General features: G+C 30.6%; 18 protein-coding genes, 1 riboswitch and 1 other annotated feature. Of the genes, 1 reads left to right on the top strand and 17 read right to left on the bottom strand.

Features of this window, described 5'->3' with window-relative positions; genetic code table 11:
• Positions 1–61 precede the first annotated feature (61 nt).
• The 4 genes from KEC93_RS07775 to KEC93_RS07760 all read right to left on the bottom strand — a co-directional run bounded on the left by KEC93_RS07775 (position 62) and on the right by KEC93_RS07760 (position 6,078).
• On the bottom strand, positions 62–226 hold the full coding sequence (locus KEC93_RS07775; RefSeq protein ID WP_023976245.1) for a CDIF630_02480 family spore surface protein: 165 nt from the start codon (positions 224–226) through the stop codon (positions 62–64).
• Positions 227–463: 237 nt separating this feature from the next.
• Positions 464–2,302 carry a S8 family peptidase gene (locus tag KEC93_RS07770; RefSeq protein ID WP_023976246.1) on the bottom strand — a complete coding sequence of 613 codons (1,839 nt, stop codon included), beginning with the start codon at positions 2,300–2,302 and terminating at the stop codon, positions 464–466.
• 569 nt (positions 2,303–2,871) lie between these two features.
• Positions 2,872–4,074, bottom strand: a complete 1,203-nt coding sequence (locus KEC93_RS07765; protein WP_077868648.1) for a cadherin-like beta sandwich domain-containing protein — start codon at positions 4,072–4,074, stop codon at positions 2,872–2,874.
• Between the two features lie 174 nt (positions 4,075–4,248).
• Entirely contained in the window at positions 4,249–6,078 is a 1,830-nt protein-coding gene (locus tag KEC93_RS07760; protein WP_077868649.1) for a S8 family peptidase, read from the bottom strand.
• A 276-nt stretch (positions 6,079–6,354) separates the two neighbouring features.
• A riboswitch (cyclic di-AMP (ydaO/yuaA leader) is annotated at positions 6,355–6,489 on the top strand.
• Between the two features lie 202 nt (positions 6,490–6,691).
• Between KEC93_RS07760 and ablB the strand changes: the two genes are divergently transcribed.
• Complete coding sequence (ablB, locus tag KEC93_RS07755) at positions 6,692–7,558, top strand: putative beta-lysine N-acetyltransferase (protein ID WP_023976251.1); 867 nt, start codon at positions 6,692–6,694, stop codon at positions 7,556–7,558.
• An 81-nt stretch (positions 7,559–7,639) separates the two neighbouring features.
• Here the strand turns inward: ablB and KEC93_RS07750 are convergent, their stop codons facing one another.
• The 13 genes from KEC93_RS07750 to KEC93_RS07690 form a co-directional block, all read right to left on the bottom strand.
• A complete protein-coding gene (locus tag KEC93_RS07750; RefSeq protein WP_023976252.1) occupies positions 7,640–7,999 on the bottom strand; it encodes a C-GCAxxG-C-C family protein in 360 nt (119 codons plus the stop codon).
• Between the two features lie 73 nt (positions 8,000–8,072).
• Positions 8,073–8,393: a rhodanese-like domain-containing protein gene (locus KEC93_RS07745; RefSeq protein WP_011968783.1), complete on the bottom strand. Its 321-nt coding sequence runs from the start codon at positions 8,391–8,393 to the stop codon at positions 8,073–8,075.
• A gap of 39 nt (positions 8,394–8,432) precedes the next feature.
• Positions 8,433–9,125, bottom strand: coding sequence for a Crp/Fnr family transcriptional regulator (locus KEC93_RS07740; RefSeq protein ID WP_023976253.1), 693 nt, complete (start codon positions 9,123–9,125; stop codon positions 8,433–8,435).
• Between the two features lie 125 nt (positions 9,126–9,250).
• On the bottom strand, positions 9,251–11,680 hold the full coding sequence (locus tag KEC93_RS07735) for a heavy metal translocating P-type ATPase (RefSeq protein WP_023976254.1): 2,430 nt from the start codon (positions 11,678–11,680) through the stop codon (positions 9,251–9,253).
• Positions 11,681–11,702: 22 nt separating this feature from the next.
• Entirely contained in the window at positions 11,703–12,068 is a 366-nt protein-coding gene (locus KEC93_RS07730; protein WP_011968780.1) for an ArsR/SmtB family transcription factor, read from the bottom strand.
• A gap of 601 nt (positions 12,069–12,669) precedes the next feature.
• Positions 12,670–12,876, bottom strand: coding sequence for an alpha/beta-type small acid-soluble spore protein (locus tag KEC93_RS07725; protein ID WP_011968779.1), 207 nt, complete (start codon positions 12,874–12,876; stop codon positions 12,670–12,672).
• 184 nt (positions 12,877–13,060) lie between these two features.
• Positions 13,061–14,257: a Na+/H+ antiporter NhaA gene (gene nhaA / locus KEC93_RS07720; RefSeq protein ID WP_023976255.1), complete on the bottom strand. Its 1,197-nt coding sequence runs from the start codon at positions 14,255–14,257 to the stop codon at positions 13,061–13,063.
• A 123-nt stretch (positions 14,258–14,380) separates the two neighbouring features.
• Positions 14,381–14,438 (bottom strand) — a sequence feature (sodium ion sensor (DUF1646 type); this cis-regulatory element may regulate processes involved in with the transportation of sodium ions).
• A 131-nt stretch (positions 14,439–14,569) separates the two neighbouring features.
• Entirely contained in the window at positions 14,570–15,457 is an 888-nt protein-coding gene (locus tag KEC93_RS07715; protein ID WP_017211448.1) for a DUF1002 domain-containing protein, read from the bottom strand.
• 218 nt (positions 15,458–15,675) lie between these two features.
• Complete coding sequence (locus KEC93_RS07710; RefSeq protein ID WP_023976256.1) at positions 15,676–17,340, bottom strand: alpha-glucosidase; 1,665 nt, start codon at positions 17,338–17,340, stop codon at positions 15,676–15,678.
• 34 nt (positions 17,341–17,374) lie between these two features.
• Positions 17,375–19,747 (bottom strand): glycoside hydrolase family 31 protein, encoded by a 2,373-nt coding sequence (locus KEC93_RS07705; protein WP_077868653.1) that lies wholly within the window; start codon positions 19,745–19,747, stop codon positions 17,375–17,377.
• A gap of 120 nt (positions 19,748–19,867) precedes the next feature.
• Positions 19,868–20,725 (bottom strand): carbohydrate ABC transporter permease, encoded by an 858-nt coding sequence (locus tag KEC93_RS07700; protein WP_077868650.1) that lies wholly within the window; start codon positions 20,723–20,725, stop codon positions 19,868–19,870.
• Positions 20,725–21,765: a carbohydrate ABC transporter permease gene (locus KEC93_RS07695; RefSeq protein WP_023976259.1), complete on the bottom strand. Its 1,041-nt coding sequence runs from the start codon at positions 21,763–21,765 to the stop codon at positions 20,725–20,727. The genes KEC93_RS07700 and KEC93_RS07695 overlap by 1 nt, the downstream gene beginning before the upstream one ends.
• A gap of 161 nt (positions 21,766–21,926) precedes the next feature.
• Entirely contained in the window at positions 21,927–23,219 is a 1,293-nt protein-coding gene (locus KEC93_RS07690) for an ABC transporter substrate-binding protein (RefSeq protein ID WP_023976260.1), read from the bottom strand.
• Positions 23,220–23,412: the final 193 nt, after the last annotated feature.

Below are 23,412 nucleotides of genomic sequence, written 5' to 3'. Positions count from 1 at the left end.
CCATAAAAATTCCTTAGAAACCGCAATAAAACATGTTTCTTATTTCGTGATGGATATATACTTACTTTTGATTTGTATCTACATATTCTTTTGCATTTCTAACTTGTACTTCGCTAGGAATGTTCACATTAGATACAGGTTGTGCGTCTTCCATATTAGCCCATGCTGCTGCATCATGCTTTTCTATTGGCGTGCCAACGAACTTTTCTTTAAATTTATTTGTCATGTGTAAACCTCCTTTTACTATCCAAAATTATTCTAATAAATTTAGATCAGTAATAGTATTTACTTAAAAATGAAAAGTATGACTAGAGTTGATTTGCAACATCACAATTATTTAATTACACATTGGATTAAACTGTAAATAAATTTGGAATACAATCTTCAGAAATAATACAAGTTCTGATATGAGACTTTATTATTATATATAAAGAAAATTTTCTTAATTAAATACTCATATTTTTTATTTTAATATTTCCATATGTGTTTTCGGAAGTCTTATAAGTAGATTTCTTACACTATATTCAATACAGTTTTTCTCAATGCTGACTTCATCTTTTTCTTTTAGATCTAGATTTATTCTATAACTTCTGCTAATAATATTAAATGTACCAAGTAAATCAAAAAATCCATACCCTATTTCTCTATTAGGGTATCTATATGTCGAGTTGCTTCTATCGGCACCCAAAATCAAATATGCTATAACTTTCGCTGAAAACATGGTTTTGTCATTTCCATTAACAACTCCCCACTGCAACAAAAGTGCGCAAGCCCCAGAAATTATCGCAGCAGCCACCGAGCTACCAGATACAGTTGTAGTTCCCCCTCCTACTTTTGTAGTTAATACATCTATCCCTAACGTCGCTAAATCTGGGTTATTTATATCTACATTAACATTTGGACCTTTTCCAGATGCTGCAAGCAACGCATTATCATTTCCATAATAAGCTATTGTTGCTACTCCCCTAGCTGTAGATGGTATTGTTAGTGTAGTAAATGGATCTGCTTGAAGAAATCTTGTATTCTCTGGTAATGTTTTCTGAGGCGGCAGCCAAATGTGATATCTTCCATCAGTTATATAATCTCCTCGTAACTGCAATGTCCATATTCCAGCTTTTATGCTATCAAAATTTATGGCTATTGCTTCATGGCCTGTAAAATATTCCGGAACATAATATTTCACAGTCATTCGAGTCTTAAAAAATACAAAATTAACATTTTGTATTTCATTGGCTTTCGCTTTAATGAATTTAGATGATTCTCCATTAGGCGAAATTACATTTATAGATGCCCTATTAGGTTTTATTACCCAAATTGTAAAGGAAAAATATTTCATTTCCTTTGATATTCTTAATTCTATAGAAACTATATCCCCTGTTTGCTTTATAATTCCCGAAGCATGACCTTCTGAAGCGCCTTCATTTCCAACACCAGCTACTGTAATTAGTCCTCTAAGCCTTCCTAGCGATGCTATATACCTTGAAATTAAATTATTACCATCATGACTACCTTCTGTTGTTCCAACTCCAATATATATAACCATTGGTCTATTAAGACTTACTGAAACTTTTTTTAAATAATCTATTGCCGCTAAGACCTCTGAATCATTATATACTGGTGTATATGGAATACCATTTGCTATGAGCTCTTCCCTGAATTCCATGGACTCATAAAGTTTTACAACCACAAACTCACATCCAGAAGCTATCCCTTGAACATCGGCATTATACCCCCTTGCTCCAATGATACCGGCCATTTGAGTTCCATGCCCAACTTCATCTCTTGAAGGTACAATTAAATATGCATCCTGTTTATTTCTATAAGCCTTGACTGCATTAGTAATCTCTTCATTATTAAAGGTTTTTCCTATGTAAACTGAGGTATCATCAGAATCAGGAACAGTTTGATCCCAAAGACTTATTATTCTTGAAGTATCATCTTCCCTTATAAATTCTTCATTTAAATAATCTATTCCAGTGTCAACCATGCCTATAAGGACACCTCTACCATTTAAGTCCAAGTAAGGATTAATTTTAATTGCATTTATATTATCTACACTTGACGGAGATATATCTTGTAATACGTACTTACTTCTAGGATCTATGTAAAGAATCGATGGTACATCCTTAGCCAATCTAACTAAATCTTCTGGTGAAGCAGATACAACCGCGATAGTATCAGTAATTACATCTCCACACGCATAAGATACTTTGTCTATTTGACCTCTAAAATCTCCTCTATATTGAACTAAATAATTAGGCAGTCCTCCATAATATAAACTACACTTCTTAAAACTAGGCACAGCAAACTCCTTAGTATTACTTATATTTAATAGTATTTAGCTAAAGTACAAATTATTCATTATGAAAATATAAATATGATTAAATGGCCTTATCATATTTATAAAAATGCGACCCATACTAATATTTATAAATATTAGTATGGGTCATAAATTTATTAAAAGTATAGATAAGACAATCATAGACTATACTTAGACTATGAAATATCCTCCAACCAGAAATGAGTAATATACTTTTGTGGAATGTTTCATTGGTAATTTTGATGGATGTGATTCTTTGGCTATAAGTTGTTCCAAATGTGCTAGTTCAAAAAGTGAGAATCGAAATTTTATATTTCATTCTTCGAACTTTCTCTGTGAGCGCTTGTTCTTTGAGGCTAGCACTTTAGATGCAACTTTATAGCCTTAGAATCACCCATCAGAATTGCCCAGAAACTGTAACAAAAGTATCTTATTCATTTCGGTGAGGTATACGCATAAGTATAGATTATAATTAGTTTATCTATATATGTTAATTAGCTAGATTATCACTATTTCTAAATAAAAACTTTACATTAAGCATTTTATGAGTTCTACTTAATCCAAGCACCATTAGATCCTAGTCTATACCCACCAATAGTGGTATTGTATGCCATAGCTCCATTACTATATAAGTAGTAATACTTTCCAGACACATCCTTAATCCATCCTGTTTGCATTCTTCCTTCCGAATCCATATAGTACCAATTACCATTAACTAGCTGCCAGCCTGCTTTTTTTGCTCCGTCGCCACCCAAATAATACCATGTACCTCCATAGTTTAACCAACCTGTGGCCATGTTTCCATCTGATTGTAAGTAGTAATTACGTATCCAATTATTTTTTACTGAATTACCCATGGAATCGTTGTATTGCCATCTTCCATTGACCTGTACCCATTGATTTGTCTTAATATTCTTAGTTGGCAATGGTGTACCACTGCTATTAGAGTTATTGCTACTTCCACCTCTATAAATATTCAATGTGTATGTTCTCTTATCACCATCATTTTTAACAGTTATCTTTATATTATTCTTTCCTTTATTTAAAGATACTGTTTTTCTAAATTTATCGCTTTCATCTACAATACTTCCATCTATTTTTACTTCATAATCGTCATACTCATCACTATCACAATCTGGTTTTGCGGTTATTTTAATTTCATCAACAGATCCCGAAACATTTACACTGTAATCAGAAGTATTTTTAGAAAAACTCAAATCCCCTTCACTAAGTGAGATGCTCTTCAAATACACATCTTCATCATCACTAGAAGAACTTGCTGTACACTTCACCCTAATAGTGTATTGACTAGAATATGAATCATCACTGTATTTGACCGTTCCTGGATTATCGTTATATGTTCTTATTGTAAGAACTGTTGTTGATCCTTTGGATAGTTCAATAGTACTGCTTGTCTTTACACCTTTAGTAGAACTTGTTCTTCCTTTAAAGATTCTAACATTACTTGAGTCAGCGCCATTTACACTTATTTTTATTTTACTAGATGAAGTCTTAGCGTAATAAGTTTCATTATTTTTCAACTCATCGTCATCAACTTCATTTTTACTTTTATAATTATCATCACTATAAGTCTTTATTGTGCTTCCGCCTGATGTCTTTAATTTAATGCTTGATAAATCACCTGTTGACGCATAAGCTGTTGTAGTTAAAGTTAAGCTTGTTGCTGGTACAATTGCACTAAAGGCAGTTGCCGCAATTGTTAATGCAACTATTCTTTTAATATTTCTATTCATATTATATCCCCCTAAATTATTGTATTAGCATCAAACAATGCTGTTCACTATATAATACAATATCAAATACCATTTATAGTACCTTTTAGTTGGTAAAATAGGATTTTTTTCTTTATATTACATATTTTCTTATTTCAATGTACAATTTTAAACAAATGTATTGTTTTTTAACATTTATATTTCTTTAGGAATTCTTATAAATAATGCTTTTACACTGTATTCAATATACTTATCCCCTTTTTTACAATCTGCCCTTGACTTATTTTCTAGGCCTAGGTCCATTCTATAGCTTCTGCTTATTATATTAAAAGTACCTAGTAAATCAAAAAATCCATATCCAATTTCTCTAGTAGGGTATCTATAAGCCAAATTGCTCCTATCTGCACCAAGCACTAAATAAGCTATGATTTTTGCTGCAAACATAGTTCTATCATTTCCATTAACAATCCCCCATTGCAATAAAAGCGCACAAGCTCCTGCTATTATAGCAGCTGCTACTGAACTGCCAGAAACAGTAGTAGTCTTGCCTCCTATATTCGTTGCTAATATATCTGCCCCCAAAGTAGCCATATCCGGGTTTTCTACATATGTATTAACATTAGGGCCCTTTCCAGATGCTGCAACCAAAGCATTGTCATTTCCATAATAAGCTGTTGTGACTACACTTCGCGCCGTAGATGGTATTGTCAATGTAGTAAATGGATCTGCTTGAAGAAATCTCGTATTTTCTGGCAATGTTTTTTGTGGTGGTAACCATATATGATATCTACCATCTGTTATATAATCTCCCCTTAGCTGGAAGGTCCATATTCCTGCTTTTATGCCATCAAAACTAATTGCTATGGCTTCATGACCAGTGAAATGCTCAGGAACATAGTATTTTACAGTCATTTGAGTCTTAAAAAATACAAAATTAACATTTTGTATTTCATTTGCCTTTGCTTTAATAAATTTTGATGATTCTCCATTAGGCGAAACCACATTTATAGATGCTCTATTAGGTTTTATCAACCAGATTGTGAAAGAAAAATATTTCATCTCTCTAGGTATTCTCAATTCAATAGAAGCCACATCCCCAGTTTGTTTTATGATTCCAGAAGTATGACCTTCTGACGATCCTTCATTTCCAACACCAGTAACAGTAACAATACCTCTAAGTTTTCCAATAGAAGTTAAATACCTTGAGAGCAGATTATTACCATCATGACTGCCTTCGGTTGTACCTACACCCAGATATATAACCATAGGTCTATTCAGTCTTACTGCAACACTTTGCAAATAATATATTGCTGCTAAAACTTCTGAATCATTATATACTGGTGTATAAGGAATACCATTTGCTTGAAGCTCATTTCTAAAATTGATAGATTCAAAAAGCTTAACAATCACAAATTCGCATCCTGATGCAACGCCTTGAACATCGGCATTATAACCTCTTGCGCCAATAATACCAGCCATCTGTGTTCCATGTCCCACTTCATCCTTTGATGGGACAATTAGATATGGATATTGATTATTTCTATAAGCTTTGATTGCATTAGTAATTTCTTCATTGCTAAATGTTCTTCCAATATAAACTGATGTGTCGGTAGAATCTGGTACTGTCTGATCCCAGAGACTTACTATTCTTGAAGTATCATCCTCTCTTATAAATTCTTCATTTAAATATTCTATTCCGCTATCAACCATACCTATAAGCACGCCTCTTCCATTTAAGTCTAAGTATGGATTAATTTTGATTGCATTGATATTATCTACACTTGATGGCGAGACCTCTTGTAGTACGTATTTGCTTCTAGGATTTATATAAAGAATTGATGGAACATCCTTCATTAAACGGTTTAAATCTTCTGGTGCTATAGAGATTACTGCAATTGTATCAGTAATTTTGTCGCCACAGGCATATGATATGTTATCAATTTGTCCCTGAAAATCTCCTCTATATTGCACTAAATAATTAGGAAATCCAGCATAATATAAATTACATTTTTTAAAACTAGGCACATTAAACTCCTTAGTATTGCTATATCTAATAATATTTCCGTAAAATATAATTTATTCATTTAGTACACATTAATAAAACACAAGCGAATGCATGCGAACCTATACTATTTAAATTTATTTCACTTTCACAAATAAAGTAAAAGGAAGAATTTATAATATATAATTGATTAATTAATATTTATATTTGCATAATAATGCACATTGACTTACACATATATTGACTCAAATATTTAAAAATGATATGTTTATATATAAGATATTAATAATTACAAAATGATATATGTAACGCTTAATCACTTTGAACGGGAGAACCATTTTTTGGGGTGAATCTTATTACACGATAATAAGTAGGGTTAATTTTCTTCAATCCGAATCCGTCAGCTAATCTCGTAAGCGTAGAAGAGAAGTTTTGGTATACTTTGATATTTTTTATGTATGCCTATAAATATTATTGCTTTATAAGCTATAGAGACTTCTCTATAGCTTATTATTTTTTTTATAATTATAAACTTAAACTTAGGACAAACTTTTGAGGCTGGAAAAATATCTTATAGTTAAGAAACTTTTTCCTAACTTCAAGTAATACATTATGATAAAAGGAGAAAGCAATTTAATGAGAGCAAGTAGATGTGAATTAAATAATACTTTTTACGCAAAAATAGATCGGACTAAAATATTAGTAGATTTACCTAACAAGCGAATAAAAATAATTGACTTTAATGCCATATCAATGCAAAACTTGAAAAGAATAATTCACTTTGCATCAAAACAACATTTAAGTAAAATTATTTGTAATTGTGATACTAAATCATTTGAAACTTTTATTAATGCGGGATTCAATTCCGAAGGCAAGATCAATGGATATTTTAAAGGTAACGATGCTTTTTGTATGTCATACTTTATTAACAGCGATAGAAAAGTTTGCAGCAATTTTGCAAGAAAAGAACTATTAATAAAAGAATGTCAGAATGTTAGGAACACATATGCGCATCAAAAAAATAATTTAGGATACCTTATTCGAAACGCAAATAAAAATGATATAAAAGAAATGATAGATTTGTTTTCCACCGTTTTTTTAACTTATCAATCACCTATTTATGATGAAGAATATTTAAAACAAACAATGAATGATAAAGTTCTATACAAAGTTGCCGTATATAACGGAAAAATAATCAGCATAGCTTCAGCGGATATGAATAAAGAAAATTTGAATGCTGAAATAACTGACTGTGCTACTCATCCATCTTATAGAGGCATAGGAATATTATCAAACATTATTTATTCTTTAGAATCAGACTTAAAAACTAAGGGTTTTCTCTGTTTATATAGTTTATCTAGATCAATAAATCCTAGCATTAACTTTGTTCTAAGTAAGCATAATTATAATTTTGCTGGCAGACTAGTAAACAATTGTAATATATGCGGTACCTTTGAAGACATGAACCTTTGGGTAAAAAACATAAATAGTACAAGCTTTTAAATTAGTTTTATTATAGTAAAAAATATTATTTATTTGCATGAAGCAAATAAACAATATTTTTTAATCCCCTCTTTTATCATGCTATTTTGCATATTCATTCAAAATATTATAAGCATATTCTATGATTTCATCACAAGTTATACCTTTTTTCTTAAGCTCAATACACTCAAGAGTACCATACTTCTCTTTAACTTTATTTATAATTTCTCTAGTTAATACTCTTGAATTATTTTTTTCTTCACTGCTATTCCTTCCTTTTAATGCACCTATCGCCATTAAAGTTCCAGTGATTGCTCCGCATGTACTTCCAATAGTCATGCCTCCTCCAAAAGGACTTGCTATTGCAATTGGAATTTCAGATCCTGTATCCTCATTAAATGCTTTAAGTATAGATTCTGCACAATTATATCCTTCTTTATGAAATTCAATAACTTTCTTCATGTTATATCCCCTCAATCTAGCAAAATAATTATTATTTATAAAATAATAATAATACTACTTAGTATTATGTACTTTATTTTCTTTTGTTTCCTATATAAGAGCCCATTCCTCCTGCAACATTTATAACCTTGAAACCCTGATTTCTTAGATTGTTGCACGTTCTTGCACTTCTTCCCCCTGATTGGCACATTATATAGTATTCTTTGCTTTTATTTAAGTATTTCTCTGGTTCATCTAAAAGCTCTCCCATAGGAATATTTTGGGCACTTTTTATACTTCCACCTTTATACTCATATTCTTCTCTTATATCAATCAATTCAACTTTTCCTATTAGATCATCAATTTCATTTACATTAATAACTCTTCCATCATCTTTTTTTAAAAATTCAAACACTATAACTTCCTCCTAAAATACTTTCCTAATTTCTCATCTCTAATTGTCTTTTAATATTTTATTTAAATCCTTAAGTATGATTATTTTGCCTCTTTCTAAATTTATATACCCAAGCTTTTCTAAATTCTTTAGCTTTCTACTTATAACTTCACGAACTGAATCAATTTCAAAAGCCAATTCACTATGAGTCGCATAAATTATTTTGCTTTTCTTGCTTATTAGCAATTTTATAAGCCTTGTTTCAAGGGATTCATGAATAATTTCTTCTTTATTCCCTATGATAGTATTAAACTTATTATACAAATCTTTATATATATATAATAAGAAGTCATTATCACTAATAAAATATTTTTTAACCACTTCAAAAGGAATTATGCATACCTTAGAATCTTGAATTGCCTTACCTGTTATATTTAATGATTCCAAATCTGATAAGCAGCTTAAGGCTTCATGACAAAATTCACCTTGGCTTATATTATAAAGGTTAGTTTCTTCACCATTCTTATTAATTTTTTGTATTTTTATTACACCTTTTATAACAAATAATATCCCTTTACACGCTTTCTCTGTAGCTTCTACATATTCATCAGCATATAAAGTTTTAAAATTAGCTTGTTCGTTTATTACTTCATTATTCTTTTTATTAATCTCATATAACACCGGATATACCTTATATAGAGATTTTATATATTCCAACCTATTCCCACTTGATATTTCAATTCTATTATTCACTTCATCCCTCCTTTATTGTATTATATTCTTTTTTTTAATAAATTTGTGTGACTTAGTCACATAAGAAAAAAATTTGCATTTAAAAAGTGTAGTCATAGCAATATTATGACTACACCAATCTATAACTATATATTATCTACTTTCATAGCTCTCATAGCATTTAAGACTGCAAGCAATGCAACTCCAACATCACCAAATACCGCTTCCCACATAGTGCCCATACCTACAGCTACAAGCGCCAATATTATCAATTTAATACCTAATGCGAAAACTATATTTTGCATTACTATAGTTCTAGTCTTCTTTGCAATCTTTATAGCCGAAGCTATTTTTGATGGTTCATCTGTCATTATAACTACATCAGCAGCTTCAATTGCTGCATCTGAGCCAACACCGCCCATTGCTATACCTATATCAGCCCTCGCTAGAACTGGCGCATCATTTATTCCATCTCCAACAAATACTATCTTGCCTCTAGGTGATTTTTCCTTAAACAATAGCTCTAGCTCTTCTACTTTTTGATCTGGTAATAGTTCAGCATGAACTTCATCCAAACCTAATTCTTTAGCAATTTTACTTCCAACAGTTTTATTATCACCTGTAAGCATTACTGTCTTCTTAATGCCTATTTCTTTTAAAGCTTTTATAGCCTTTAATGAATCTTCTTTTACTTCATCTGAAATAACAATATAACCTGCATATTTCTTTTCTATAGCAATATGGACTACAGTTCCTATTTCATCTACTTTGTTATAAGATATATTCTCCTTATCCATTAACTTGTAGTTTCCAGCAAATACCTCTTTTCCATCTAGAACAACTTTTACGCCGTGCCCTGATATTTCTTCATAACCTGTTATCTTATCTGTAATTATCTCTTTATCATAAGCTCTTAATATAGAAGTTGCTATTGGATGATTTGAGTAATTTTCTGCATAAGCCGCACAAGCTATGAGTTCATCTTTTGAAATATTATTTTCTGGCCTTATTTCTGTCACTTTAAATATTCCTTTTGTAAGAGTTCCTGTTTTATCAAACACAACTGTTTCAACATTATTTAATGCTTCAAGGTAATTCCCACCTTTAACGAGTATCCCATTTTTTGATGCTCCACCTATTCCTCCAAAAAATCCTAGAGGTATAGATACAACTAATGCACATGGACAAGATACAACTAAGAATGCTAATGCTCTATAAATCCACTGTGAGAATGTTGCTCCCTCAATAACAATTGGTGGTATTACAGCTAGTGCTAAAGCTGCAAAAACAACAGCAGGAGTATAATATCTAGCAAACTTTGTTATAAAATTTTCTGTCGGAGCCTTTTTTCCACTTGCATTTTGAACTAAATCCAGTATCTTAGCAACAGTAGAATCTCCAAATTCTTTTTCTACCTTTATTGTTAAAAGTCCATTTTTATTAATTACTCCACTTAAAATACTGTCTCCTACCCCTACTTCTCTAGGAACAGACTCACCTGTCAATGCAGCAGTATCAACCATAGAGTTTCCTTCAATTATTTCACCATCTAATGGCACTTTTTCGCCTGGTTTAACTAATATAATATCTCCAACCTTAACTTCTTCTGGATCTACTTTTTTGAAATCATTATTTATTTTTAAATTAGCAAAATCCGGTCTTATATCCATAAGTGATGTGATGGATTTTCTAGAGCGATTAACAGCCATATCTTGAAACATTTCTCCTATTTGGTAGAAAAGCATAACTGCAACTCCTTCTGGATATTCGCCTATTGCAAAAGCACCAATAGTTGCTATAGTCATCAAGAAATTCTCATCAAATACCTGACCTTTAGCTATATTTTTTAGAGCTCTTAAGACCACTTCTCCACCTATAAGAATATAGCTTATTAGATATAATAATAATTCTATATAATTTGAAAATTTAAAAATAGTAGCGGCTCCAAAAATTATAGCACCAATAGCTAATCTTATAATTTCCAACTTATCATTATCCTCTTCAACTTTTTCATTCTTGCTCATAGCTCTTCTATCTATTCCATCAATTTCAACAACATTAACATCTGGTTCTATTCTTTTGACAATTCGTTTAACATTATCAATAATGGCATTTTCTTTTGCTGGGTCTTCCATCTCTATAATAAGCTTTGTTGATATAAAGTCCACTAGTGCAGATTTCACACCATCTATATTATTTGATTCCCTTTCGATTTTTGCAGCACAGTTACCACAGCATAATCCTTCAAGTAAAATTTCTTTTTTCAAAATTTTTTCTGTTACCTTTTCTACAACTTTAACATGAGATTCAATATTAGTTACAATGTTAGTTACTGCTCCTATCAGCTCTTCTAATTTATTAACTTCATTTGTTTCTAATATTAAAGTTTTAGTAAGAAAATTTACATTGGCAAAATTAACTCCATCTAATTCATTTATTTTTTGTTCTATTTTAGCTGCACAATTGGCACATCCAAGTCCTTCTAAGATAAATTCTTTCTTTACTTTCTTTATACTATCTTTCTTTGATAATTTTGCGTTAACAGGACCACTAGCTATTTTTATATTGCTTGCCATAATGTTTCCCCCAATCTAAAACTTATTTTTTCTCAGATATATGAATCAACCCTTGATCAAAAATACTTTTAACATGTTCATCATCTAGTGAATAGTAGACTACCTTACCATTTCTTTTATATTTCACTAATCTTGCTTGTTTTAAAACTCTTAATTGATGTGAAATAGCAGATTGAGTCATGCCAAGCAATGCTGCTATATCACAGACACACATTTCAGCCTCAAATAATGCACATAATACTTTTATTCTTGTTGAATCCCCAAGCACTTTAAATAAATCTGCTAAATCATAAAGTGTTTCTTCCTCTGGTATAGATTCCTTAACCTTATTAATTATATCTTCATGAATTATAGTGCAGTTACAAACTTCAATATTATTATTTTCCATACTCTTCACCTCTTCGTTTGAACATATGAATATCTGTTCATATGTTTATTATATTCGACATTACTTTATTCTGTCAATAGAAATGAGAATAATTTTCAGCCTTTCCAATAAAAAATCACAGGCGACTGTGGAGCCGGAGATTTTTTTACCCATCTGCCTTTTCGAACGCATGTGAGAAAAATCTGGCAGGCGAATATATTTTCTTTTTTATTCTTTTTAAAATACCCAAACTATTTAATCAACCTTTTTAAGTCATCCACAGATTTCACTGGAATATAAATTCCTAAAGAATAAAAAAACAATAAGCTCAATACTTATTGTTTACATACTATGCCGAAGTTATATAAAATTATATACTCATATATATCGCAATTTACAATGCTCATTTCAAAATTCACAATTACTGCTAAGATTCTTATAATATCTTTAGAATTATGATGACGAATTATTTTTGCAATATATATAATTATTAAAAGTTAAATTTATCATTAATAAAGGAACTCGTTGCTAAAGTAAAATTTTACTTTTTACTTTGAATGTATGTAATCTAAATAACAGATGTACTGAGAATAAACTCAGTACATCTGCTTTTATTTATCTTCTATAGTCCTTGTTCATAGCTTTCTATCATTCTTTTTACCATTTCTCCACCAACGCTACCGTTTTGTCTTGAAGAAAGGTTTCCTTTATCCATGCTTTCATAATTGCTTAATCCAACTTCTGAAGCAACCTCTGTTTTTAATCTGTTTAATCCTTGTTTTGCTTCTGGTACTAATGTTCTGTTTGTTCCACTATTTTTTGAAGCCATATAAATCTACCTCCCTTAAATTTTTGATTTTGTTTGGCAGTAATATCTTAACCACTATCACAAAATATAACCTATAAAAATCTTAACAAAACTAGCACAGATGGCTTGTATTACAAAACTTTAACTATTCTTCCTTTGCCTTTATTTTTAGAAAAATAAGTTCTAATTTTTCATGAAATTTATATTACACTTGCTCTTCACTTTTAAATTTTATTATTTTAAATATTACAGCTCCAAATGCAGCAGATAAAATAGAGGCTATTATAATACTTATTTTAGCCATAGATAAAGCACTTTCCTCTGTAAATGACAAGGATGAAACAAAAAGTGACATAGTAAATCCAATTCCGCCAAGTACACTTGCTCCATATAAATGCCTCTTAGTTACTTTAGATGGCAATTTTGCAATTTTTAATTTCACTAAAATATACGAAGCCCCAAAAATACCAATTTGTTTTCCTATAAATAATCCAAAAATTATACCTAGACTGACTGGATTCATTATTGCTGCTGATAAACTATTAATATCTATAGTTATGCCTGAATTCGCTAATGCAAATATTGGCATAATTATAAATGAAGATAATGGCGTTAGGACATGCTCAAATCTATATAAAATTGATGTTCTAAATTCCTCCATATTTTTTCCGATAGGTAATCCCATTCCAAGTAATACTCCAGCAATTGTCGCGTGTACTCCAGATTTTAAGAAACAAATCCATAATATAATTCCAAAAATAATATATAACCATTTATTCTTAATATTGAGTTTATTAGCCAACATTATCGCTAAAAAAATAATCAAACCTATGATTAATGCAATCCATGAAATTTCACTTGTATAAAATATAGCAATTACTATAATAGCTCCCAAATCATCAACTATAGCTAATGCTGTAAGAAAGATTATTATTCCTTTTGGTGCCTTTTTACCAACCAAAGAAAGTATTCCTAATGCAAACGCGATATCTGTAGCCATTGGAATTCCCCATCCTATTATAGTTGGTTGGTTGAAATTGAATAGCGCATAAATTATAGCTGGTACGACCATCCCACCTATAGCTGCTGATACAGGCAGTATAGTTTTTTTAAAAGACTTGAGTTCTCCAAATACTATTTCTCTTTTTATCTCCATTCCAACTACCAAAAAAAATATAGCCATCAACCCATCATTAATCCAATGCAAAATTGACATAGATAAAGAAAAATCCTTATACCCAATAGTTATATAAGTATGAATTATATTATTATACATACTAGAAAAATTTGAATTTGCAATTATTATTGCAATAATTGCACAAAACAGCAGCACTATCCCACTCGAAGACTCATTCTTAAAGAATTGCAAGAATGGATTTTTAATTTTAATTTTGTTTTTCATACTTTACTCTCCTTCACATAATTATTTATTCCCAAAAATCAGCAAAAATAAGATATTAATTTCTTATTTAACCATTGATTTATTAAAACTCTATACAAAAAAGAGGTGGGAATACTCAAAAAGAGTTTCCCACCCCAGAAACTAAAATTGCTTGAAAGCAAATTATAAAATTTGCCCAACCGTACAACTTAATATATTCATTTATTTCTTATTAATAATTATATCATATATTACTATAATACTCAAGAATGGTAACTAAAATTCACATTTTCTTACTTTAACTAAATTATACTAATATAAACTTTTAATCTGTTACTTAGAAAATGCACCTTTAATTGAACTTAAAAAATCAGAGAACATTTTTTCTAACTTATCAAAAAAACCTTGTGCTTCTTTGCTTGTTAGCTTATCTTTTAATTGATTCGTTACATCATCCATCTGCGCTTTTAAATTATTATAGTTAAGATCTAATGAATTTATTTTACTCATTACATCTTTAATTTTAGCTATATCATCATCTGATAAATTGCCTTTATAGTCTTTAACAGCCTTATCTACTATCTTATTTAATTCTTCATCTGTTTTTGGTTTTTCCTTTACTACATCTTTTTTTATGTCATTCATTAAATTACTAGCATCATTTTGCCCTATCTTCTCTGCGATATCTCCTGTAGTAACCAATTCTTCATTAGCTGCTTCTTTTTTATTTTCATCAATCTTTTTTCCTGTACTACTATTTTCAAATCCTTTTAATATTCCTGTAAGTGCAGCAGTTCCTGATACTTTAAATGGCGCAGATGCTTTTACATTTGCATTTTCTACTCCTGCTGTAATCAACGCATTTTTTATCATGCCGTCATTAACCCAAGTAAGATTGTTTGTAGTAACATTTATTCCTCCTTTTTCAGTCGGTTCTACATAAGAACATGATATTGCTTTATTACCAAGTTGAGCTTCTGTTGCAACTTTACCTAAATATGAATGTTCTTCCTTTGATGTTACCTCTAATACATTAGCATCACTTTTTGTTACTTCAAAATATTTTAACATTTCTGCCTTTTGAGCATCGCTTAAATCAGCTCCTAACGTAACAGATTTAAATGAATCTGCAAACGCCTGTCTTCCTGTAACTGAAGTAAAAAACAAACTCAAAGTTAAAGATGAAATAATTGCTTTTGATATAAATGATTTGAATTTCATATTTTCTATTCTCCTTATATTATTATGCTACAAATTATGTCCAAAAATTTAATTTCCTTTATTCCCGTTCATTATAGCACAAAAATAATTAAGTTTTATTTATTATTATATTACTTTTATATTAATATTTTAGTATGCAATAAAGAATTCTCTCCAGGTCTTTTGGAGAGAATTCCATTATATTTATTCAATTTTATACCGTAAGCATATTACCTTTACTAAACTTCAAGAATAAGTACTTGATATCCTTGCAATATGATTTTATTCTTATCTTTCTTTATTTCTTCACAATTATTTATTAACACTTTAACATATTGTTTATCTAACTCAATAATCTGCTCTTCCTTTTGGTAATTTGCAAGTATCATTAATTTCTTAGATTCTCCTTGTCTATAAAAAGCAAACAAGTTATCATATTCCTCAAATGTCGGTACGAATTCTCCGTATACTATGGCATCTTTAAATTCTTCTGACTTTCTTAAATTTATCAGCTTCTTATAAAAATTAAATACTGATTCCTCATCTTCAATTTGTGAATTTGCATTAATAACTTTATAATTTTCATTAACTTTAAGCCAAGGCCTGCCAGTTGTAAAGCCTGCATTTTCACTTCCACTCCACTGGAACGGTGTTCTAGCATTGTCTCTGCTAAATATATTTATAATTTTTAGTGCTTCTTCATCACTATATCCTTTTTCAATAGCTACATTATATTGGTCTATTGTTGCAATATCGTCAAATTCTTTTATGGAATTGAATTTGTTATTTGTCATTCCAATCTCTTGTCCCTGATAAATAAACGGTATTCCTCTAAGCATAAGCGATATTGCCCCAAGCATTTTCTTGCTTCTATCATTTAAGTCTTGTTCAGGAATATATCTACTTACGCCTCTCGGCTCATCATGATTTTCAATAATATTAGCCTTAAAACCTACTCCACTTGTCTCTAATTGACTGTTAAAAATAGCTTTTCTTAACTCGTTAATTGAGAAAGGTTTATTATCATACCAACCAAATTCACTTTTTCCCAAGACTTCCATCTCAAAATCGAAGATAGAAGAGAAGTATCCGTCTTCACCTATAAATTTATCAAGTTCTCCTTCTTTTCTGTTGAAAACTTCTCCAACTGTAAATGCATCAAATTTTTCGAAGGTTTTCTCTTTTAACTCATGTAACATGTTCCCTACGCCTTCTGCTGCTTCTAACATTCTATCTATACTGCAAAGTCCATCTTCTCTATCAGCTGGAAAGTCTTGAAATCTCAAATCCTTTTTTATGTTAATAATGGCATCAATTCTGAAACCTGCTAATCCTTTTTTAAGCCACCAGTTAACCATCTTAAATATTTCATTTTTTAGTTTCGGATTTTCCCAATTTAAGTCTGGCTGCTCTTTTGCAAATAAATGCAGATAATATTTATTAGTGTTAGGTATCTTTTCCCATACGCTTCCGCCAAAGTAAGATCGCCAATTACAAGGATGATTATCACCTTTACCTTCACGAATATAAAAATAATCTGCATATTCTCCTTCTGGATCATCCAATGCTTTCTTAAACCACTCATGCTTATCTGAGCAGTGGTTGACTACTAAATCCATTAATATATACATATTTCTTTTTTTTGCTTGCCTTAGAAGTTCATCCATATCCTCCATAGTTCCAAACCTTGGATCAATATTATAATAATCAGATATATCATAACCTTGATCTACTAAAGGAGAACAATAAATTGGTGATAGCCAAATTATATCCACTCCTAGGTCTTTTAAATAATCAAGTTTACTGATAATCCCCTTTAAATCACCTATTCCATCTCCATTTGAATCACAAAAGCTTTTTGGATATATTTGATATGCTACCTTGTCATGCCACCATTTCTTCATAACGTAAAACCTCCTAAATTAGTATTGAATATATTTATCTTGCTGGATTAGCTATAAACGCCTTGCCATTTATAACTTCCACTGTTTCTCCATTTATGACTAAAGTTTTCTTATTTAAATTGTGAACGATAAATTCTATATTTTCATATTTGTCATCATATCTATAATTTATCAAGTCAATTTTTATTTCGATTTTCTCCTTATTGACTACTTTAATTTTATAATTATTAAATTCTCCTAATTCATATTTAAAACTTTCTCCATCATCAACATAGTGATTATATTCGGTATCAGAATTATCATTAGATAGATAAACTTCTATAGTTAATGAATTAGATTGTTTTTCACCAATATAATTTTGTACTTGCCCTACTGGAATCAATGTTCCTCCTTTAATAAATATCGGACATAGGTCTAACGGAGTTTTTTTAATTATATATTGTCCACCTTTATATTCTTCTTTTGTCCAATAATCTATCCAATTCTCCCCTTCAGGAAGATATATGCTTCTAGCTTTTAATCCTTGCTCAACAACTGGTGCAACTAAAATATTATCTCCACAAAGGAACTCATCATTAATTTCATAAGTATTTTTATCACTCTGATAATTAAATAAAAGCGGCCTTATAAGTGGTGCTCCATTCTTACTACACTCCCACATCATGTCGTATATATATGGAATTAGCTTATATCGTAATTTTATATACTTCTTATTGATTTCCTCAGTATCTTTATCAAATGCCCAGGGTTCTTGATCTCTTGTTCCCATAGAAGAATGATTTCTAAAAAGTGGAGTAAATGCTCCAACTTGAACCCATCGGCTTAATAATTCCCCAGTACAATCATATCCAAAGCCTCCTACGTCAGTCCCACAAAAAGCCATTCCACTAAGTCCTAGGTTCATAAGCATTGGAATCGACATTCTTAAGTGCTCCCATGTGCTTTGATTGTCTCCCGTCCACACAGTTGAGTATTTCTGAGTTCCTGCATAACACGCTCTTGTTACTACAAAAGGTCTCTTTCCAGTTGCTTTCTTCACTCCATCATAAGTAGCCTTAGCCATCATATGGCCATATACATTATGAGCTTCTTTATGATTAACTGTAATTCCATCATTATTGAACATTACATCATCTGGTAATGGTCCTCTAAAGCTTGCAGGTTCATTCATGTCATTCCAGATTCCACTCACACCTGAATCTATCATTATCTTTTGATTTCCTGACCACCAATCTCTAACCTTTGAATTTAAAAAATCAGGATAAACAGCATCTCCTGGCCAAACTTCATTTACATATGTTATACCTGATTTGTCTGTTGCAAAATACCCTTTTCTGAGTCCTTCGTCATAAATCTTATATCCTTTATCAACTTTAACTCCTGGGTCTATTATAGTTACCACTTTAAATCCCATGTTATTTAATTTTTTAATCATTACTTCTGGATTCTGAAATTTTTCATTATCCCACGTAAATACCCTATAGCCATCCATATAATCTATATCTAAATATAATGTATCGCAAGGTATCTCCTTTTCTCTAAGAGTGCTTGCAATTTCCATGAGTCTTTCTTCTGAGTCATAAGACCATCTGCATTGCTGATAACCAAGAGTCCATATTTGTGGCAAAGGCATTTTCCCAGTAATTTCAGTATATCCTTTAATAACATTTTTAACTGATGGACCATAAATAAAATAATAATCTAAATTCCCATCAACTGCAGCGAAATAATAATATTCAGAATTATCTTTTCCCATGTCAAAATGAGTCTCAAAGTGGTTATCAAAAAATATTCCAAATGCATTATCTTTGCTCAATCCAACAAAAAATGGAATTGATTTATAAAGCCTATCAAATGTTTCTCCATGGGGCTTTGGATTATCTGTATTCCAATTTACATAATGATATCCTTTTTTATTTAAATGCCCTGTCTTTTCTCCAAAACCATAGAAATACATTTCTTCTTCCATTCTTTTTGATACATATACCTTGTAATCAGATTCTTCCCTAAGAGAATGCCCCTCTGATTCTGCAAGCATATAATCACCATATCTTCTTTTAAAAGGTTTACTTTCACCTCTATAATCTGCACACAGTAATGTTCCCCTCTTATCATAAATATCTACTTTAAATTCATCATAAATCTTACAAACTAATTTTTCTGTGATTATCTGAATTCCATTTGTTATATTTTCAACTTTAAAATCATAATAATCATCTTTTAAATTTCCAACTGCTTTAGAATTTCTTTCCTCCCTATGTAAAGGCACAAAGAAATTAATTATATACGAATTCAATACTTTTATAAAAACAGCTTTCTCTTGGAATCTAATATTGATTATGTTATTTTCGATTTTATGACTTAGCATTTTACCAAATTTCATTTTTTCTTCCTGATATTTTCCCATACCTAGTACCTCCATTGTTTCAACATTTTCTAAAAATGCTTTTATTCCCAAAAATCCACTTAAGATTTTTATTAATAATATCTTTTACTTCGACTATCTATTATTTTATAAATTTATTACTTATTTAATTGCACCATCTACTATGCCTTTAATTATTTGCTTTTGAGCAAATAAGAATAAGATGATAATTGGTATCATTGCTAAAAATGCAGCTGAAAGAATTAAGTCCCATTGCTTTACGTAGGATCCTACAAAAGCACTTACTGCTACTGGAAGAGTTTTTATTTTACCATTTAACCCAAGCATTAATGATGGTAATAGATAATCATTCCATATCCAAATTCCATTTAAAATCAAAATTGTCATTTGAACTGGCTTTAGTAGAGGAAAAATAATTCTAAAAAAAGTTCCTTCTGGGCTACAGCCATCAATCCATGCTGCTTCTTCTAATTCACGTGGAATTCCTTTTATAAAACCATGAAGGATAAAGACAGACATGCTTCCACCAAATCCTAGGTAAGCAAATATGACACCTTGATAACTTTGCAGCATTTGAATTCCCAGAAAATTAGATATATTTCTGAATGTGGAAAGTAAAGGGAGCATAACAACTTGGAAAGGTATAACCATAGCTGCCACAAGAAGCATAAAAATAAATCCAGACCATTTTCTCTTATTTCGGCAAAGTACCCATGCTGTCATGGATGAAAAAAGAGACAATAGAGCCAACGAAACGATTGTAATAAATAATGAACTAAAAAAAGATTTCCAATAATTAAAGCTATCGTTGTGTATTACATTTTTAAAGTTTGTTAACATCTGTCCCCATTTATTAGGAATAGAAAGAGGGCTGATTACAATATCTGCACTTGTTTTAGCTGAATTTAAAATCACTAAAATAAATGGTGAAAGAATTATAAGAGCAAGTATAATTCCAATAATCTCTCCAATCATACTTCTTGTTTTTATCGACTTCATTATACTTCTACCTCCTTCTTCTTACTTATATATACCTGAGTTAATGATACAACTGCCAATATAATAAAGAATATAACCGCCTTAGTTTGTCCAAGAGCATATTGATTTTTGCCAATTGCAGTATTATAAATATTAAGAGCTAAAAACTCTGTTGATTGAACAATATTTCCATTTAAAATTCTACTAGGAGCACCATTAGTTATTGCTAAATTTAAATCAAACTGCTTAAACGAATTAACCAATGTTAGAAATATACAAACTGTAAATGTATTAGCAATCATTGGAATCTTAATTTTAAACAGTGTAACCCAGCCGCTTGCACCATCTACACTAGATGCCTCAAGAATATCTTGAGGAACATTTTGTAATCCTGTAACATAAATCATCATAATGTACCCTGCATATTGCCAAGTGCTAACTATTAAAATTGCCATTAATGCTAAATTAGGGTTTGTAAGCATAGACGCACTACCATTTATTACGACTGTGAATACCTTATTAAAAATAAACTGCCACACATAACCAAGCACAATTCCACCAATTAAATTTGGTATAAAGAAAGCTGCACGATAAAAATTTTTTCCTTTTACTTTTGATGTACAAAATAGTGCTAATGCAAACGCTGCCGAATTTACAAGAATCATATTAACAACTGTAAAAATAAAAGTTACTATAAATGAATATACGTAGTCCTCAGATTTAAACATACTTATATAATTGCCTAATCCAACAAATTCAGTAAACTTAATCCCATTCCAGTTAGTAAAGGAATAAAAAACACCGCATACAAATGGTATTAACACAGTTACAAAAAATGCAAATAGCAATGGAAATAGAAATAGTATATTAATTATCATTCTATGCTTCTTAGTTGGAAAACTATATAAGCCTAAAATTACTAATAAAGCACCTACAATTAATATAGTTCCACGCATCGTGTTTTTACTACCAATAATATCTAGATATAGTGCAAAAGCCATGGCTAAAATGCCAAACAACATTACTCCGATTGAAAGCAATCTTTTTATATTTGTATTCATGCTTTTTCCTCCTAAACTTGAATGATTATTATAATCATTGTTGTAATTGCCCATACTTTGCGCTTATGCTTCCCCCCTTTTAATATTTCACCTGTACAAAAAATATAATTAATATAGGTTACTCTATTTGAAAGTAACCTATATAATTTATACTACAGTTATTATTTTGCCATATAATCTGAAACTGCTTTCTTCATTGCTTTTGTAAATCCATCTTTATCTAATTGGCCTTTAGCATACAATTCAAAAACAGGTCCTGTAGAATTCATTGCAATACCATCTTTCATATGTGTCCAATCCCATGCATAAGTTTGATTATTTTTAATATAATTGCTCTCGCTCTTTGCTAAAGGTAAGTCTGGTTCAATAGTGCTTGTCTTAAATGGTGAAACCATTCCACTATCTTTTATCAAACATTTTTGCCCTTCTTCTGTAGAGACAAAAGCTTTAAGAAATTCTTTGCACGCATCTATTTTTTTACTATCTTTATAAATTCCCCAATAAGCTGGTGCATCTGCTAAAATACCTGGGGTATCTTTTGTAGTAAATGCTGGTGGCGCAATTCCGCAATCAAACTTCACATCATATGTTGCTAAAGAAGGATCTATCCAATTTCCTTGAGTAATAAAAGCTGTTTTTCCCTTTGCCCATAATGCTAACTGATCATCGTAAGTACCTGATATTAAAACAGTCTTGTCTGCATAATCAAATAATAATTTTACATAGTCAGCAAATTCCCCAAAACGCTCGTCGTCCAATTGTCCTTTATTCAACATATCAATATATTTTTTATCTTTTCTATCTAGTCCTTCTGATAAATAAGCCCCCATGATATGATTACCAGTTGACCAATACATTTGTCCTGATTCTGCTGCTACTGATGCAACCGCTTGAATACCTAACTGATCTTTCATTCCATCAATTTTTTTGAACGCTTCTTTATAAGCATTGATGTTTGTTAAAGTCTTTGGATCAATCCCAGCCTTCTTCAATATATCTGCATTATACACTAATCCAATACCTTCAATAGCAAATGGAAATCCATACACCTTACCGTCATCACCCTTAAATGCAAAATCAGTATCTTTTATCCATTCTTGATCACTTAAGTCTGTTAAATAATCTTTAAATGAAACATACGAATCTGGTCCAAACGCATATATATCTGGCATATTTCCTGCTGCTAAATAATTCTTTAACTGTCCATTAACATCTACTCCACCTCCAAGAGATTCAATATCTACCTCTTGTCCAGTTTTCTCTTGATATTTTTTTGCAAATTCTTTTAGTGGCTTGTCAATCTCAATTTTCGTATTTACGAAGCGAATTGCTTCACTATTCCCAGTTGATGTTTTAGAATCAGAACTAGCTTGACTCGAGCTACTTCCACAGCCTGATAAAGAACCAATTACCATAGCACTTGCAAGTAATGCTGCTAACACTTTTTTCCTCATATCTTTTCACCTCATATACATTTATTTAGATTAATATGATTTATATTTACATTATTATGCCTATCTTCGAGTCATTATGTTTAGCGCTAAACTATATCATAAGATTAACATTGTTTCTTTTTTCTGTCAATCGTTTTCATATGCATTTTTACCTCAATTATCTACATTTTTTATATTTACTATTATATATATC

The organism is Clostridium beijerinckii (genome assembly GCF_018223745.1).
Classification (GTDB): domain Bacteria; phylum Bacillota; class Clostridia; order Clostridiales; family Clostridiaceae; genus Clostridium; species Clostridium beijerinckii.
Note: the sequence above shows the minus strand (reverse complement) of the source record. Positions and strands in the feature narration are given on the sequence as shown.